This is a genomic window from Empedobacter sp. UBA3239 (genome assembly GCF_002362875.1).
In the GTDB taxonomy this organism is placed as follows: domain Bacteria; phylum Bacteroidota; class Bacteroidia; order Flavobacteriales; family Weeksellaceae; genus Empedobacter; species Empedobacter falsenii_B.
In genome coordinates this window covers 1-17,554 of record NZ_DEVJ01000051.1, presented here as the reverse complement: position 1 = coordinate 17,554, position 17,554 = coordinate 1, and the positions used below count along the sequence as shown (strand labels likewise).

The 17,554-nt window shown below is 34.0% G+C and carries 16 protein-coding genes; 15 read left to right on the top strand and 1 reads right to left on the bottom strand.

The annotated features are described in order from the left end of the window. Positions 1–208: 208 nt before the first annotated feature. From mfd to B4G36_RS07275, 15 genes are all read left to right on the top strand, one after another. On the top strand, positions 209–3,577 hold the full coding sequence (gene mfd / locus B4G36_RS07345) for a transcription-repair coupling factor (RefSeq protein ID WP_291063045.1): 3,369 nt from the start codon (positions 209–211) through the stop codon (positions 3,575–3,577). A 219-nt stretch (positions 3,578–3,796) separates the two neighbouring features. Next, positions 3,797–4,162, top strand: coding sequence for an NADH-quinone oxidoreductase subunit A (locus B4G36_RS07340; RefSeq protein ID WP_291050611.1), 366 nt, complete (start codon positions 3,797–3,799; stop codon positions 4,160–4,162). A 29-nt stretch (positions 4,163–4,191) separates the two neighbouring features. Next, positions 4,192–4,764: an NADH-quinone oxidoreductase subunit B gene (locus B4G36_RS07335; protein ID WP_038333376.1), complete on the top strand. Its 573-nt coding sequence runs from the start codon at positions 4,192–4,194 to the stop codon at positions 4,762–4,764. 9 nt (positions 4,765–4,773) lie between these two features. Continuing rightward, positions 4,774–5,313, top strand: coding sequence for an NADH-quinone oxidoreductase subunit C (locus B4G36_RS07330; RefSeq protein WP_284582850.1), 540 nt, complete (start codon positions 4,774–4,776; stop codon positions 5,311–5,313). Positions 5,314–5,315: 2 nt separating this feature from the next. Then, positions 5,316–6,557: an NADH-quinone oxidoreductase subunit D gene (locus B4G36_RS07325; protein ID WP_291063041.1), complete on the top strand. Its 1,242-nt coding sequence runs from the start codon at positions 5,316–5,318 to the stop codon at positions 6,555–6,557. Between the two features lie 15 nt (positions 6,558–6,572). Then, a complete protein-coding gene (gene nuoE, locus B4G36_RS07320; protein WP_038333366.1) occupies positions 6,573–7,064 on the top strand; it encodes a complex I 24 kDa subunit family protein in 492 nt (163 codons plus the stop codon). After that, a complete protein-coding gene (nuoF, locus tag B4G36_RS07315) occupies positions 7,064–8,422 on the top strand; it encodes an NADH-quinone oxidoreductase subunit NuoF (protein WP_291063039.1) in 1,359 nt (452 codons plus the stop codon). The genes nuoE and nuoF overlap by 1 nt, the downstream gene beginning before the upstream one ends. Before the next feature lie 7 nt (positions 8,423–8,429). Beyond that, complete coding sequence (locus B4G36_RS07310; protein ID WP_291063037.1) at positions 8,430–9,512, top strand: 2Fe-2S iron-sulfur cluster-binding protein; 1,083 nt, start codon at positions 8,430–8,432, stop codon at positions 9,510–9,512. Positions 9,513–9,536: 24 nt separating this feature from the next. After that, positions 9,537–10,586, top strand: a complete 1,050-nt coding sequence (gene nuoH / locus B4G36_RS07305) for an NADH-quinone oxidoreductase subunit NuoH (RefSeq protein ID WP_291063035.1) — start codon at positions 9,537–9,539, stop codon at positions 10,584–10,586. A gap of 22 nt (positions 10,587–10,608) precedes the next feature. After that, positions 10,609–11,109 (top strand): NADH-quinone oxidoreductase subunit NuoI, encoded by a 501-nt coding sequence (gene nuoI, locus B4G36_RS07300; protein WP_038333352.1) that lies wholly within the window; start codon positions 10,609–10,611, stop codon positions 11,107–11,109. Beyond that, the gene (locus tag B4G36_RS07295) at positions 11,109–11,627 is read left to right on the top strand and encodes an NADH-quinone oxidoreductase subunit J (RefSeq protein ID WP_291063033.1); all 519 of its coding nucleotides are present in this window, start codon (positions 11,109–11,111) and stop codon (positions 11,625–11,627) included. Before nuoI ends, B4G36_RS07295 begins: the two co-directional genes overlap by 1 nt. Positions 11,628–11,643: 16 nt before the next feature. Continuing rightward, on the top strand, positions 11,644–11,970 hold the full coding sequence (nuoK, locus tag B4G36_RS07290; protein ID WP_219034517.1) for an NADH-quinone oxidoreductase subunit NuoK: 327 nt from the start codon (positions 11,644–11,646) through the stop codon (positions 11,968–11,970). Between the two features lie 2 nt (positions 11,971–11,972). Further along, entirely contained in the window at positions 11,973–13,865 is a 1,893-nt protein-coding gene (nuoL, locus tag B4G36_RS07285; RefSeq protein WP_291063031.1) for an NADH-quinone oxidoreductase subunit L, read from the top strand. Between the two features lie 7 nt (positions 13,866–13,872). Continuing rightward, complete coding sequence (locus tag B4G36_RS07280) at positions 13,873–15,291, top strand: complex I subunit 4 family protein (protein WP_038333343.1); 1,419 nt, start codon at positions 13,873–13,875, stop codon at positions 15,289–15,291. A 20-nt stretch (positions 15,292–15,311) separates the two neighbouring features. Continuing rightward, positions 15,312–16,700 (top strand): NADH-quinone oxidoreductase subunit N, encoded by a 1,389-nt coding sequence (locus B4G36_RS07275; RefSeq protein WP_291063028.1) that lies wholly within the window; start codon positions 15,312–15,314, stop codon positions 16,698–16,700. A 254-nt stretch (positions 16,701–16,954) separates the two neighbouring features. On the opposite strand, the gene B4G36_RS07270 is transcribed toward B4G36_RS07275, so the two are convergent. After that, a complete protein-coding gene (locus B4G36_RS07270) occupies positions 16,955–17,395 on the bottom strand; it encodes a Cthe_2314 family HEPN domain-containing protein (protein WP_291063026.1) in 441 nt (146 codons plus the stop codon). Positions 17,396–17,554: the final 159 nt, after the last annotated feature.

Below are 17,554 nucleotides of genomic sequence, written 5' to 3'. Positions count from 1 at the left end.
GACTAAAATAATAAAGTTGATAATGTTGTGAACTAATTTCATTTTCTTTTTTTGATAAATCAAAGCTAGGATTAATTTTTTTAACTTAGCTCAACTTTTTTTATAAATTTTCCGAAAAATTTTCATTAATTGAAAATTCGCATTTTAACATTGCTTTTTTTGAAGATTGTTTAAAAATAAGTTTATAAAATTTTATATTTGCAAAACTTTGGAACAGAAAACTATTCACAACGTTTTTAGCTTATACGATTCTTCAGATTTCGTACAGAAGCTTATTGTCAATTTTAAAAATAACCCACAGCATAAAGTCAATATCAAAGGTTTTTTAGGTTCAGGATTGAGCATTTTAACGGGGCATTTATATAATCGTGTTGCACGTCCTACGATCCTAATTTTTGATGATAAAGAAGAAGCGGCTTATGTGTTAAATGATTTGGAAACTTTGTTTGATAAAGAACAAATTCTATTTTTTCCGTCTTCTTATAAGCGTCCTTACGAAATTGAGGAAGTAAATAATGCGAATGTTGTTATTAGAACAGAGGTTTTAAATGTGTTATCGCATTCGAAACGCCCAAAAATTGTGGTGACATATGCGGAAGCCTTGTCTGAAAAAGTAGTGACAAAAAAAGCGCTTTCTACGAATACACTTAAAGTGAAGGTTGGAAATGATTTAGGAATTGATTTCTTAACGGAGGTTTTATCTTCTTATAATTTTCATCGCGTTGATTTTGTTTCCGAGCCGGGAGAATTCTCGATTCGTGGTGGGATTATAGATGTTTTTTCGTTTTCGAATGAGCATCCTTATCGAATTTCGTTGTTTGGTGATGAGGTGGAAACCATCAGAACGTTTGATATCGAGAATCAATTGTCCATTGCAACGACAAAAGAAATTACGATTATTCCAAATCTTGAGAGTAAATCGATTAACGAAAAACGAGAAAGTTTCTTAGAATATATTTCGAAAGATAGTTTAGTTATCGCGAAAAATATTTCTGTTTTAGCGAAACAAATCACCAAGAATTTTGAACAAGCGGAAGTTGCTTTTTCAGAATTGAAAGGAGAAATTAAACAAGCGGAACCGAATCAATTATTTTTAAATGAAAATGCATTTCTTCAACAAATTTCATCTTTTGGAGTTATTGAATGTTCGATGAAATCTTATTTTGAAACAGTTGAAGAAATAGAATCACCATTCAAACCTCAACCAAGTTTTAACAAGCAATTCGAATTACTAATTGATGATTTGAATGAACATAAAGCCGAGGGTTTCAAAAATGCACTGATTTGCTCCAATGAAAATCAAATCAAACGTTTCGAAGAAATCTTTGATGATATTGGAAAAGAAGTTTCTTACATTCCAGTTTTGGGTTCTATTTATCAAGGTTTCATTGACGAAGAAATCAAATTAACATGTTATACGGATCATCAGATTTTTGGTCGATATCATAAATTTAATCTTCGAAATTCATTTTCCAAAAAAGAAGCGATTACGCTAAAGGAAATCAATTCGTTGCAAGTTGGTGATTTTGTGACTCATATCGATTATGGGATCGGAAAATTTGCAGGTTTGGTACGATTGAATAATAATGGTGTAACGCAAGAATCAATCAAATTGATTTATCAAAATAATGATATTCTGTACGTTAACATTCATTCATTGCATAAAATAGCGAAGTTTAGAGGAAAAGATGGCGCTGAGCCAAAAATCTCGAAACTTGGTTCGCCAGCTTGGAAAAATTTAAAGAATAAAACCAAAGCTAAAGTAAAAGAAATTGCTTTCGATTTGATTAAATTATATGCGAAACGCCGTGCCAGAAAAGGTTTTGCGTATTCGCCTGATACGTATTTACAAAATGAGTTGGAAGCATCTTTTATTTATGAAGATACGCCCGATCAGTACAAAGCGACGCAAGATGTAAAAGCGGATATGGAATCTGAACGCCCAATGGATCGTTTGGTTTGTGGTGATGTAGGTTTCGGAAAAACGGAAGTTGCGATTCGTGCTGCGATGAAAGCTGCGGTAGATGGAAAGCAAGTTGCTGTTTTAGTGCCAACAACGATTTTAGCTTTTCAACATTTCAAGACGTTTTCAGAACGTTTGAGAGATTTGCCTGTGAAAGTTGTTTATCTCAATCGATTTGTAACAGGAGCAAAGAAAAAAGCTGTTTTAGATGGTTTAAAATCTGGTCAAGTTGATATTGTGATAGGAACGCATCAATTGGTTAATCCAAAAATTGAATACAAAGATTTAGGATTATTAATTGTGGATGAAGAGCATAAATTTGGTGTTGGTGTAAAAGATAAATTGAAAACACTTCGCGAAAATATTGATACATTAACGTTGACGGCGACGCCAATTCCGCGTACACTTCAATTCTCGTTGATGGCTGCGCGTGATTTATCGGTCATCAAAACTCCTCCACCAAATAGACAACCTGTCGATACGCAATTGGTTGGTTTTAATGAAGAGATTTTCCGTGATGCGATTATGTATGAAATGCAACGTGGTGGACAAGTTTATATCATTCACAATCGTGTGCAATCGTTGAAAGACATTGCTGGAATGGTACAACGATTAGTTCCTGATGCGCGTGTGGCGATTGGTCATGGACAAATGGATGGGAAAGAATTAGAAGCCGTTTTACTCGATTTTATTGATGGTCGATATGATGTTTTTGTGTCAACAACGATTATCGAATCTGGTTTAGATGTTCCGAATGCGAATACAATTTTAATTAATGATGCGCAGAATTTCGGTTTGGCAGATTTGCATCAAATGCGTGGACGTGTTGGTCGTAGTAATCGCAAAGCGTTTTGTTATTTGGTTGCACCACCACTTTCGGTTTTAACGGACGAAGCGCGTAAACGTTTGCAAGCAATTGAGCAGTTTTCTGATTTAGGATCTGGATTCAATATTGCGATGAAAGATTTAGAAATTCGTGGAGCTGGAAATCTTTTAGGTGCTGAACAAACAGGATTTATGATGGATATTGGATTCGAAACGTATCAAAAAATCTTGAATGAAGCGATTGAAGAATTGAAAGAAACGGATTTCAAAGATTTGTTTGAAGATCAAAAATCGGAAGAAGTAAAATCGTATGTATCGGATGTGCAAATTGATTCGGATTTACAAATTATGTTCCCAGACGAATACATTGAAAGTTCGGAAGAGCGTTTATTGCTGTACAAAGAATTAGCTGATGTCGAAACTGAAACAGAATTACAAACGTTTAAAAATAATTTGATTGACCGCTTTGGAAAATTACCAATTGAAGCCGAAAATTTATTGGAATCAATTCAACTGAAATGGATCAGTAAAAAATTAGGTTTCGAACGTTTGGTGATGAAAAATGGTGTTTTATTGGCTTATTTTATTAATAAACCACAAAGCGAATTTTATCAGTCAGATGAATTTAGATTAATTTTAAATTACGTTAAAAATAACCCTAAAAACATCAGTTTTAAGGAAAAATCATCCAAAAAAGGAGAAGAGTACCCAACATTGTTAGTACGATTTGAACATATTAAAACTGTGCATGAATCACTACAAGGTCTACAAAATTTATTAATTCATTAACTTTTTTAAGTTTTAATTAGTAATCTAATAAAATACATAGGGAGAATTGACCAAGTTGTTAGTTCTCCTTTTTTTATTCAATCATCAAACTTCCGATATAGATAAATAATATATAATTTATCACATAGAGAACTATAACTTACTGAAAACTAATTTACATAAATAATATGATATTTTATTATTATTTTTATCGATAAAATATTAGTTGGAAAAATAGTTATGGAAACAGCATCAAGTTATATTCCTATTCTCATTCTTTTTGTGGTTGCTTTTGCGTTTGTAGCGGGTACTATCGTTGCGACACATTTTCTTGGGCCATCGAGAAAGACAGACGAAAAATTAGAGAATTTCGAGTCTGGGATTGAGAAAGTTGGAAATGCAAGACAGCCATTTGCAATTAAGTACTTCTTAGTAGCCATTTTATTCGTGTTATTCGATGTAGAGGTAATCTTTTTTTACCCATATGCAGCGAATTTTAAAGAATTAGGTTGGGAAGGTTTTGCAGCAGTTGTAACATTCGTTGGATTATTCTTTGTGATGTACTTGTATGTACGCAAAAAAGGAGCTCTTAATTGGGAAAAATAGAGCGATTAAAATTCTAAAATAATAGTATAATGATTCATAATAAAAGACCAGTAACACACAATACCAATGTGAAGATTGTAGAGTCTCCAGGAGGTTTTGAAGGTGAAGGTTTTATGGCGATGCAACTATCAAAAGTAGTTGGATTAGCGCGTAAAAACTCTATTTGGCCTTTACCATTTGCGACAAGTTGTTGCGGAATTGAGTTTATGGCGACTATGGGTTCGACATACGATTTGGCACGTTTTGGATCTGAACGTTTGGCTTTTACGCCTCGTCAGTGCGATTTGTTGATGGTAATGGGTACAATTTCTAAAAAAATGGCGCCAGTTCTGAAGCAAGTTTATATCCAAATGGCAGAACCTCGTTGGGTAATTGCTGTTGGAGCTTGTGCGAGCTCGGGAGGAATTTTTGATACATATTCGGTTTTACAAGGAATTGATGAAGTAATTCCAGTCGACGTTTATGTGCCAGGTTGTCCGCCTCGTCCAGAAGCAATTATCGATGGTGTAATGCGTATTCAGGAGTTGGTAGAGAGCGAAAGTGTTCGTCGTAGAAGTAGCGAAGAATATCAACAACTTTTAGCAAGTTATGGAATTAAATAAGTTGAAATAATGGACAATTCATTTATAAAAGACCGTTTGGTTCAGAAGTTTCAAGAAAATATATACGGATACGAAGAGCATTTCGGTGTATTGACTTTATATGCGAACAAAGATTTCAATCTAAAGATTTTACAATATTTATATGATGATGAGCAATTATCTTTCAAATTTTTGAAGGATTTAACAGCGATTCATTATCCTAATAATGTTGGAGAAGAATTGGTTGTAACCTATTTAGTTTATAATCTATACGAGGGAGTTGACGTTCGATTAAAATTTGCTTTACCAATCGAAAAACCTTCGATTTTTACAGCAACTAAATTATTCGAAACAGCTAACTGGTTAGAGCGCGAAGCGTATGATTTCTATGGAGTTGATTTTGTAGGACATCCAAATTTAATTCGTGTCATGAATGTTCCAGAAATGGATTATCATCCATTACGCAAAGAGTTCCCATTAGAGGATCAAACGCGTAAAGACAAAGACGACGATATGTTTGGTCGAGGTGGTGATTTCAATTATGGAGGTTTTAATGTAAAAGCAAATTAACCATGGGAAAAGAGAAAACTAAAAAATTAAAGCATCTTGATCTTCCAGATGGTTCGTTAGAAAAAAGCACAATTACCTTAAACTTAGGACCTACGCATCCTGCAACACATGGGGTATTTCAAAATATTTTAGAGATTGATGGTGAAATCATCAAATCTGCGGTTCCTACAGTTGGGTATATTCATCGTGCTTTTGAGAAAATTGCTGAACGCAAACCTTTGTACCAAATTACACCTTTAACTGACCGATTGAACTATTGTTCGGCGCCGTTAAATAACTTAGGTTGGCACATGACAGTTGAGAAATTCGTTGGAATTGAAGTTCCAAAACGTGTTTCTTATTTGCGTGTTATCATTATGGAATTGGCTCGTATGGCAGATCATATCGTATGTAACTCGATTATGGGTGTTGATACAGGAGCATTTACAGGATTCCTATATATGATGAAATATCGCGAGTTGATTTATGAGATTTACGAAGAAATTTGTGGTTCTCGTTTAACAACAAATATTGGTCGTATTGGTGGTTTCGAACGTGATTTTTCTGAAGTTGCTTGGACAAAAATCCATCGTTTCGTGAGAGAGTTTCCAGATGTCTTAACAGAGTTTGAAAACTTATTTTTACGTAACCGTATTTTTATGGATCGTACACAAGGAGTTGGAGGGATTTCGGCTGAGCGTGCATTAAATTATGGTTTCACAGGACCAAATTTACGTGCAGCTGGTGTAGATTATGATGTTCGTGTAGCGAAACCATATTCTCGTTACGAAGAATTCGAATTCGATATTCCAGTTGGTACAACGGGAGATTGTTATGATAGATTCTTAGTTCGTGGTCAAGAAATGTGGCAAAGTTTAAGCATCATCAAACAAGCAATTGCAAAGATTGATGCATTAGAAGGAGAAGAAGCAACGCAATATCATGCTGATGCTCCAGACTTCTATTTACCACTAAAGAAAGATGTTTACACAAAAATGGAAGCGTTAATCTATCATTTCAAAATTATTATGGGAGAGGTAGATATGCCAAAAGGAGAAATTTATAATTCAATCGAAGCTGCAAATGGTGAGTTGGGTTATTATTTCGTTTCTGATGGTGGTCGTTCGCCATACCGTTTACATTTCCGTAGACCTTGTTTCGTTTATTATCAAGCTTATCCAGAATTGATCGAAGGATCAATGATTTCAGATGCCATTATTACAATGAGTAGTTTGAATTTGATTGCTGGAGAATTAGATGCTTAATAAAAATTATTAAAAATGGCAATTCAATTTTCAGAAGAGACACAACAAAAAGTAGATAAAATCATTGCACGTTATCCAGAGGATAAAAAACAAAGTGCATTGATTCCTTTGCTTCATGTGGCACAAGCTGAGTTTGGTGGTTGGTTAGACACACCTCATTTAGATTATGTTGCAGAAGTATTGAATATTTTACCAGTAGAAGTTTACGAAGTAGCTTCATTTTATTCGATGTTTAACTTAAATCCTGTAGGGAAATTTGTGTTAGAAGTTTGTCAAACAGGACCTTGTATGTTAAGAGGTTCAGATAAAATTATCGAACACATCAAAACAAAATTAAATATCGAAGCTGGAGGAACTTCGGCAGATGGTTTATTTACATTAAAACCAGCCGAATGTTTAGGAGCATGTGGTTACGCGCCAATGTTACAGTTAGGAAAAACGTATCGTGAGAATTTAACGATCGAGAAAGTAGACGAATTAATCGAGGAATTGAAAAAATTAGCATAATGGGACAAAAATTACTGTTAAAAAATATTGATGTTCCAGGTATTCGTCATTACCAAGCTTACCGCGAAAACGGAGGTTATGCAAATGCTGAGAAAGCATTTAAAATGACAACTGATGAAATCTTAGAAGAAGTAAAAACTTCTGGTTTAAGAGGTCGTGGTGGTGCAGGTTTTCCAACTGGAATGAAATGGAGCTTTTTGGCAAAGCCAGAAGGTGTTCCAAGACACTTAGTGGTAAACGCGGACGAATCTGAACCAGGAACGTTCAAAGACCGTTTCTTGATGGAATATATTCCTCATTTATTAATTGAAGGAGTTTTGATTTCATCATTCTGTTTAGGTTCTAATACATCATTTATTTATATCCGTGGAGAATATGCGTGGGTTGCAGAAATTTTAGAAGAAGCAATCGATGAAGCAAAAGCTGCAGGTTGGTTAGGTAAAAACATTCAAGGAACAGGTTTCGATTTAGAAATTTATGTTCAACGTGGTGGTGGAGCTTACATCTGTGGTGAAGAAACGGCATTGTTAGAATCGTTAGAAGGTAAGCGTGGAAATCCACGTCTAAAACCTCCTTTCCCAGCTGTTAAAGGATTGTGGGGAAGACCAACGGTTGTAAACAATGTAGAAACAATTGCAGCGATTGTTCCAATTATTGAAATTGGAGGAGAAGCATATTCTAAAATTGGAGTTGGTCGTTCTACAGGAACTAAATTAATTTCAGCTTGCGGAAATATTAATAAACCAGGTGTTTATGAAATTGATATGACAATCACGGTTGAAGAATTTATCTATTCAGACGAATATTGTGGTGGTATTCCAAACGGAAAACGACTTAAAGCATGTATTCCTGGAGGAAGTTCTGTACCAATTGTTCCAGCAAACTTATTGTTAAAAACAGCTGAAGGTAAACCTCGTTACATGAATTATGAAAGTTTATCAGAAGGAGGATTCCAAACAGGAACCATGATGGGTTCTGGAGGATTTATTGTTTTAGATGAAGATCAAGATGTTGTTTATCACACGTATACATTAGCTCGTTTCTATCGTCACGAATCATGTGGGCAATGTTCACCTTGTCGCGAAGGAACAGGTTGGATGGAAAAAATCTTGAAACGAATCGATGAAGGAAAAGGAAAAATGTCTGATATCGAATTGTTATGGGATGTTCAACGTAAAATCGAAGGAAATACAATTTGTCCATTAGGAGATGCAGCGGCTTGGCCAGTTGCAGCGGCAATTCGTCACTTCCGTGATGAGTTTGAATGGCATATTAATAATCCGGAAGAATGTTTGACGCGTAATTTTGGTTTAGCGCATTACGCTGATCCAATCGAAATTAAAGAAACCGCAAATTAATACGAAGATGGCAGAAGAAACACCATTATTTAAAATTACCATCGATAACGAAACGATTGAAGTACCTGCGGGAACAACGATCCTTCAAGCCGCTCGTATGATTGGTAAAGAAGTAGCACCTCCAGCGATGTGTTACTACGGTAAATTAGAAAACACAGGAGGAAACTGTAGAACATGTTTGGTAGAAGTATCAAAAGGTAGTGAATCAGATCCTCGTCCAATGCCTAAATTGGTTCCGTCTTGTCGTACAACAGTTATGGACGGAATGGTTGTAGGCAATAAAACTTCTGAGCGTACAGTTGAGGCACGTAAAGGGATTGTTGAATTATTATTAATCAATCACCCTTTAGATTGTCCAGTGTGTGATCAGGCAGGAGAATGTAAGTTACAAGATTTAAGTTACGAGCACGGAGCAGAAGCAACGCGTTACGAATTTGATCGTCGTACATTCCCAAAAGAAGATTTAGGTCCAAATATTCAGTTGAACATGAACCGATGCATTTTGTGTTATCGTTGTGTAAAAACTGCAGATCAGATCACAGGTTGTCGTGAGCATGGTGTAATGAATCGTGGAGATCACGCTGAAATTTCAACTCATATCAACAAAAGTTTAGATAACGAATTCATCGGAAATATTATTGATGTTTGTCCAGTTGGTGCATTAACAGATAAAACGTTCCGTTTCAAAAATCGTGTTTGGTTCTTGAAACCAGTTGATGCTCATCGCGATTGTCCGACTTGTTCTGGTAAAGCACAAGTGTGGTTCCGTGGAAATGAAGTTTTCCGTGTAACAGCTCGCAAAGATGAATTTAACGAAGTAAAAGATTGGATTTGTAACACATGTCGTTTTGATAAAAAAGATATCAACGATTGGACGTTAGAAAAACCTTCAGAAATTTCTAAAGATTCTGTTGTTCGTCAAGGTCATTACTTTGAGAACAAAGTGGAGCCAAAAGAAACACTTCCGAAAGTTATCAAACGCGATCCAAAAATTTTATTAGATATTCATTCGGTTTCAGAAGTAAATGAACCAAATCGTGATTTATCTAAAATTGATGGACCAGCAACAAGTAAAGATTTTAAAGATTAATCATTCGAAAATAAAATTAACAAAATGACAGAAGAATTTATTGCTGATGCATTAGAAAAGTTAGCTTTAGTAGGCGTAATGATTGGTTTTGCATTAGTTGTTGCCATGTACTCTACTTGGGCTGAACGAAAAGTTGCAGCATTCTTACAAGATCGTATCGGACCAAACCGTGCAGGTATTTTTGGTTTATTACAACCACTTGCCGATGGTTTAAAATTATTCTCGAAAGAGGAAATTACACCAAAAGATTCGAATAAATTTTTATTCATCTTAGGTCCATCTTTGGCAATGATTGTAGCTTGTATGACAGGTGCAGTTATTCCATGGTCGACAGCTTTCGAGATTGGAGATCGTGTAGTTATTCCTCAAATTGCAGATGTTAACATCGGGTTTTTATACATTTTAGGTGTATTAAGTTTAGGTGTTTATGGAATTATGATTGGTGCTTGGGCATCGAACAACAAATACTCTTTAATGGGAGGTTTGCGTGCAGCTTCGCAGATTATTTCGTACGAATTACCAATGGGAATCGTGTTAATCACCATTTTGATGATGACAGGTTCTTTAAAATTGAGTGATATTGTACATTATCAACAAGAGCATGCGTGGTTTATCTTATTACAACCATTAGGATTTATTATTTTCTTGGTGTGTTCGTTCGCAGAAACTAACCGTACTCCGTTCGACTTACCAGAAGCAGAAAATGAGTTAATTGGAGGTTATCACTCAGAATATTCTTCGATGAAGATGGGATTCTTTTTATTTGCAGAATACATCAATATGTTCATCAGTTCTGTGGTAATTTCTACCATCTATTTTGGTGGATACGATATCCCATTTGTAGACGATGCAACATTATTAAACTCTATCGGAGTAAATGGAACGGCAATTCTTAATTTCCTATCATTATTCGGTAAAGCTTGTTTCTTCATTTTCTTCTATATGTGGGTGCGTTGGACGATTCCTCGTTTCAGATATGACCAATTAATGGATTTAGGTTGGAAAAAATTATTGCCTTTAGCATTAATTAATATGTTAATTACAGGCTTAGTGATTTTATTATTAAACAAGTAGAATCATCAAAATCATTAAAAGTATGAAACCAATTACAAATAGAGTAAAACAAGTAGAACGTAAACCCCTTACTTTTTGGGAAAGTATCTATTTGATTTCTATCGCAAAAGGGTTGATGATTACATTGAAGCACTTCTTTTCGAAGAAAGCAACAATTAGTTATCCAGAAAAACAAAGACCGTTTAGTCCTGTATTTAGAGGATTACACGTTTTGAATAGAGACGAAGAAGATCGCGAAAACTGTACGGCTTGTGGACTTTGTGCTTTGGCTTGTCCAGCAGAAGCGATTACAATGGAAGCGGCAGAAAGACTTCCTGGTGAAGAAAATCTTTATCGCGAAGAAAAATATGCAGCGAAATATGAAATTAACATGTTACGTTGTATTTTCTGTGGATTCTGTGAAGAAGCTTGTCCAAAAGATGCTGTTTATTTATCGCAAACAGTTCCTCCAGCAAGTTTCAAACGTCAAAATTTTATCTATTCGAAAGAAGATTTATTAATCCCGAAAAAAGCTACAAATTAATGGAATTACCTATCATTTTATTCTATGTTTTGTCGAGCTTAACGGTGTTAAGTGCGCTACTAATGGTGTTCAGTAAAAATCCTGTACATTCCATTTTATATTTAATCGTAACATTCTTCTGCATCAGCGGACATTATGTATTGCTAAACGCACAGTTTTTGGCAATTGTAAATGTCATTGTCTATGCCGGAGCAATTATGGTATTGTTCTTATTCGTGGTGATGTTGATGAACTTGAATAGTGAAAAGAAATCATTTGGTCGACCAGCAAAAATATTAGCAGCGAGTTTAACCTCTTTGTTATTTGTTGCCTTGACAATTGGTATTTTCTCACAAAATCAAGCTTCTGCAAACACAGCTGTAGAAATGGGAACAGGTGATTTAGGATTGATTCACAACTTAGGATCATTGTTATATTCAGAATATGTTTTACCATTCGAGTTGAGCAGTATTTTGTTTATTTCTGCAATGATTGGAGCGGTGATGTTATCGAAAAAGGACGAAGAATTATTGGATTAAATATAAAAAGTAAAAGATGTTACCAATCAGTTATTATATTACTTTATCATTAATCCTATTCGGAATAGGAATGGCAGGTGTTATGTTACGTCGTAACGCAATTGTCATTTTTATGTGTATAGAATTGATGTTAAATTCTGTGAATTTGTTGTTAGTAGCGTTCTCAAAAATGCACTATCACGCAAATCCAGCATTAGAAAAAGGAACAGATGCACAACTTTTAGTATTCTTTATTATGGTTGTAGCCGCGGCTGAGGTTGCTGTAGGATTATCAGTAATAATTTTATTGTTCCGCAAAGTATACTCGGTAGATATTAATGTGTTAAATCGTTTAAAAGGTTAAGAATGGAGCAGTATATATGGTTAATTCCTTTGATTCCATTCATAGGATTTTTGATTAACGGTTTAGGACGAAATGTACTTTCAAAAAGCTTAGTTACTTTCATCGGAAGTGGAGCAGTTTTGGCAAGTTTCATTTTATCAATTATGGTTTTTATGTCAGTTCCATCAGGAGCAGATGCACAACCATTAATTTTTAAGGCATTTGATATTATCAATATTCCAACTTTACAAGTTCCGTTTGCATTTCAAATTGATGCATTAACGAGTTTGTTCTTGTTAATTATTACAGGAGTTGGATTTTTAATTCACGTGTACAGCTCGGCTTACATGAGCGAAGACAAAGGATTTGCAAAATTCTTTTCTTACCTAAATTTATTCATCTTCTTTATGTTGATTCTTGTGATGGGAAACAACTTTGTGATGATGTTTATTGGATGGGAAGGAGTAGGATTATGTTCATTCTTATTAATTGGTTTTTGGTTTACAAATCCAGAATATATCATAGCAGCAAAGAAAGCTTTCATCATGAACCGAATCGGAGATGTTGGATTCTTATTGGCGATGTTTTGGATTTTCAAAGAATTTGGAACGTTAGAATATGTAAAAGTATTCAGCCAATTAGCAATTGATCCATCTGCATTTACAGGTTTCGTTTTGACAGGAATTACATTATTGTTATTTTTAGCAGCAACAGGTAAATCGGCTCAGTTACCATTATTTACATGGTTACCAGACGCGATGGCAGGACCAACGCCAGTTTCAGCACTTATTCACGCTGCAACAATGGTAACAGCAGGTATCTTCATGATTACGCGTTGCAACGAACTATTTTCGGCAGCACCAATCACATTACAAATTATTCAATACGTAGGAATTGCAACAGCTTTTGTTACTGCAACTATTGCAATGCGTCAAAACGATATCAAAAAAGTATTGGCTTATTCTACAGTTTCTCAGTTAGGATTAATGTTCGCAGCAATTGGATCTGGAGCGTATATCGCAGCAGTTTTCCACGTAATGACGCATGCATTTTTCAAAGCATTATTATTTTTAGGGGCAGGTTCTGTAATTCACGGAATGCACCACGAGCAAGATATGCGCAAAATGGGAGGTTTGAGCAAATACATGAAAATCACACATATTACTTTCTTGATTGGATGTTTGGCAATCGCTGGTATTCCAGGTTTATCAGGTTTCTTCTCGAAAGACGAAATGTTATTAGGAATGTTTGTTTCTAATCCAGTTGTTTACGGAATCGGGTTTATTGTTTCTGTGATGACAGCATTCTATATGTTCCGTTTATATGCGATGACTTTCTTAGGAGATTTAAGAGATAAAGATGCTCATCCGCACGAAAGTCTAGCAGCAATGACAATTCCATTAATCATCTTAGCAGTTCTTTCTGTTTTTGCTGGTTATGTAGGAATTCCAGCGTTGTTTATGCAAGACGGACATAAACTTCAAACTTTCTTAAGTGGAGTTGTATCAATCGGAGAAGCTCATCACGTTTCTCACGCAACAGAATGGATGATGATGGGAGCTTTATTACTTTGTGTGCTTGGTGCAATTTATTATGCCATCAAGAAATACACAAATCATGTAGATGGTGAAGCAACTGGAATTGCAAAATTCTTTGAAGACAAATGGTACATCGACGAATTATACGACAATTCAATTGTAAAACCATTGTTCGAATTAGGTGATGTCTTGAAAAAATATGTAGAAAAAGCAGGAATTGCAGCTTTTGTTTTAGGAGTTGGAACTGTTTCTGGTCGCGCATCAAAAAATGTACGTCAGCTACAAAACGGAAATGTAGGATTCTATATTATGCTAATGGTTGTAGGAATCGTGGCAGGTATCGCAATCTTTTTTATGGGGTATTTAATTTCAAAATAGGTTAGTAATGCTTTTATCTTTATTTATCATTTTACCATTAATAGTAGGAGTTTTTATGCTATTAATGCAAGGTCAAAAACCACAAAGATGGTTAGGAGCATTCGTTGGTGGAGCATTGTTGGCGTTGTACTTGTTTATCACTTGCAAAGGTGGAAACAACGAGTTAACGTTTCAAACACAATGGTTCAATTTCAACAGCGTTAAAACTTATTTCGCGTTAAATGCTCAAGGTTTGGGAGGATTAATGATTTTATTAACTAACCTTACTTACTTAGCTCTTTTTGTTTATTTATCAACAACAAAACAAAAATATAGCAATACATTCTACGGATTATTGCTAATCACTTTAGCAGGATTAAACGGAGTTTTCTTAGCAGAAGATTTAATTTTATTCTATTTTTTCTGGGAAGTTGTTTTAATTCCAGTTTATTTCTTAATCGGATTATTCGGAATTGGAAAAGACAAAATTCGCGCAAATATGACATTCTTCTTATACACGATTTTAGGATCGATGTTTATGTTAGGAGGAATTATTTACATCGGATTTTTCTTACAACCAGCATCGTTTTTATTAACAGATGTTGTACAAGTTACAGGACCGCATTATTCAACAAACACAGCGTTGGCATTGTTATTCTTAATCGCTTTTGTGATTAAAATTCCAATCTTCCCATTTCACACATGGCAACCAACCATCTATAAAACATCTCCAACTCCATTAACAGTTGTACTTTCAGCTTTGATGGCGAAAATGGGATTATTTGCAGTGGTTACTTGGTATTTGGGGATGTTCCCAACGATTTCAGAATTGTTCAAATACATTACGTACATCGCAATTTTCGGATTAGTTTACGCGTCGTTAATCGCATTGAGTGCAAAAAATGTAAAGAAAATTATTGCATATAGCTCGATTGCTCACTTGGCTTTAATTTTTGTTTCTATATTTTCAGAATTAGCAAATGGTGTAACAGGAGCTTATTTTCAAATGTTTTCACATGGTTTAGTAGTTTTAGGATTATGGTTATGTGTAGATATTATGGAAAGAAAATATGATTTGACAGATATTAAATCGATTGGTGGTTTAGCGAAAGTTGATCCAACATTATCTATCTTATTCATGATATTCGGTTTAGCAAACGTAGCATTACCATTGACAAGTTCATTCATCGGAGAGTTTATGATGCTTTCAGCATTGTTTACACACAATCCAGTTTTATGTGTGGTAGCTTGTTTAGGTGTTATTTTATCTGCCGTTTATACGTTGAGATTATCAAGTGCATTATTGTTTGGAGAAGTAAAAAACATCAAACAAAAAGATGCTCAAAAAGGAGGTTTTGGACCAATTGCAGTTTTATCTGTCATTGCAATCATTGTGATCATCTTAGGAGTTTATCCAACACCAATTTTTAATTTATTAGCACATTAATCATTTTTGAATAAATAGATATGAATACGATTATTTTATCAGCACTTTCAGGTATTATTTTGATGTTTAGTGGATTCTACATCAAAAATAATCGTGCCTTAAATATTCTTTCGGTTGTTCTGTTTTTCGGAATGATTGTAGGAGGAATTTTCGATTTGAAAGGTTGCTCAATGTTTGCAGGAAAATTCGATAATATGATCGGACAATCGCTTTACGGCGTTTCGTTCTTTATCGCATTGGCTGGATTGGCAATTTTTTACTTATTGCTGAACAAAGATTCTTTCGGAAAAGTAGGAAAACATGTGGCTGAATATTATGCCTTGATTTTCTTCTCTTTTACGGGAATCGCAGTTTTAGCACAATTCCACAACTTAGTAATTATGTTCTTAGGGATCGAATTAATGTCAATTCCGATGTACATTCTTGCAGGGGCAAATAAAGAAAGTATAAAAAGTACAGAAGCATCTGTAAAATATTTCTTGATGGGAGCTTTCTCAACAGGAATTTTGATGTTAGGTGTAACATTTTTGTATGGCGCAACAGGAACTTTTATGGTTGATCAATTGGTGAACTATAACAAAGATTTCGAAACAATTTATTACGCAGGATGGTGTCTAATCATCTTTGCATTTTGTTTCAAAGTTTCTGCAGCTCCTTTCCACGCATGGACACCAGACGTTTACGACGGAACACCAACTGTGTTTACATCGTTTATGTCGACAATCATCAAAGGAGGATCGTTTTTAGGATTTATTTTAGTCTTAAAATCATTCCCAACAAATGTAGAATATGCCGAATATTACCGTTTATTATTTGCGTCAATCATCATTTTGACGTTATTTATCGGAAACTTCGGAGCAGTTTCTCAAAAATCTGTCAAACGTTTGATGGCTTATTCATCAATCGCGCAAGCAGGTTTCATGTTATTTGTTTTGTTCAACATCAATTCAGCTTCTAAAGAGGCTTTGATGTTCTATACGATCGCTTATTCGGTTGCGAATTTCATTATTTTTTATACGATTGATCAATTAAAAAATCCAAAATTTGAAAGTTTCATTGGTTTAGGGAAAGCAAATCCAGTTTTAGCAGCAGCGATGACAATTTCTTTGATTTCGTTAGCAGGTATTCCATTAACAGGAGGTTTCTTCGCTAAATTTATGGCATTGAGTATTGGAGGAACAAACGATAAAAACCTATTTTTGATAGTAATTGCATTGGTAATGGCAGTTTTGAGTATGTATTATTACTTCAAAATCATCAATTATATGTATTTCAAAAAAGGGAAAAACAAATTAAAAACACAAGACGGATTAACAAATTTCCTTTTAATCATCGGAATGGTTATCTTAATTGTGATGGGAATTTTTCCAGGAATATTATCTTCGTTTTTGCAAACGCCAATGTGGTAATTGTAGAATGATTATTATATAGTTTTTTATTATTTATTATTTAAAAGCTCGTGTCAAGTACTTGACACGAGCTTTTTTTAGTATATTTAATTAACAAATTATTTCATAAAGGAATATCTTTTTTGAATTTGTCTATTCAATGTTGTAATTAGTTTATGTAATTCATTCATTAAAAGTTCTGTATCCTCATAAAACTCTTTATTTGATATTTTATTAGATTTAGGAAAACTAAATTCGTACACATTATCTTTTTTTTAATCAGTTATTTTAGACCTATTATCATTTATATCTGGTGAAAACCTATGATTAAAAGCATTCCTGATAACTTTATATGATTCATTAGTTTTTGTACAAAAATTTGAAAAATCTTTTCTTAGATTTTTATCTTTAATTTTAGGAATCAATTTATTAATATAGATATCATTTTCCTTTATTTTTAAATCTTCTATTTCGTTAATAAGTTGAGCAATAATATCTCTTACAGAATAATAATAGTAATAGAAAATTTCATTATAATATTCAAAAAGATATTTATCAATGAATAAATTTTCATTTTTTCTACTTCTGTTATAATGAGTGATTAGATATAAATGACTCTGAGATAGTTTATTTAATCTATTAATAAAACAATTATACCACCAATTAATATCTTCTAAATTTTGAGCTTCTTCAAATGTTAGCTTATAGTTGTGCATCGAAATTAAAGTATGTATATACTCAACTTCTATGGTTTCGAATTTTTTTTACTTTTCTGAATATTGCTTTCTTTCGATTTCATCTGGGTAAGTAAATGATTTTGATTCAAGATAAATTTTATTCATTTAAAATATATTATAAACCCGTTGTGCATTTTG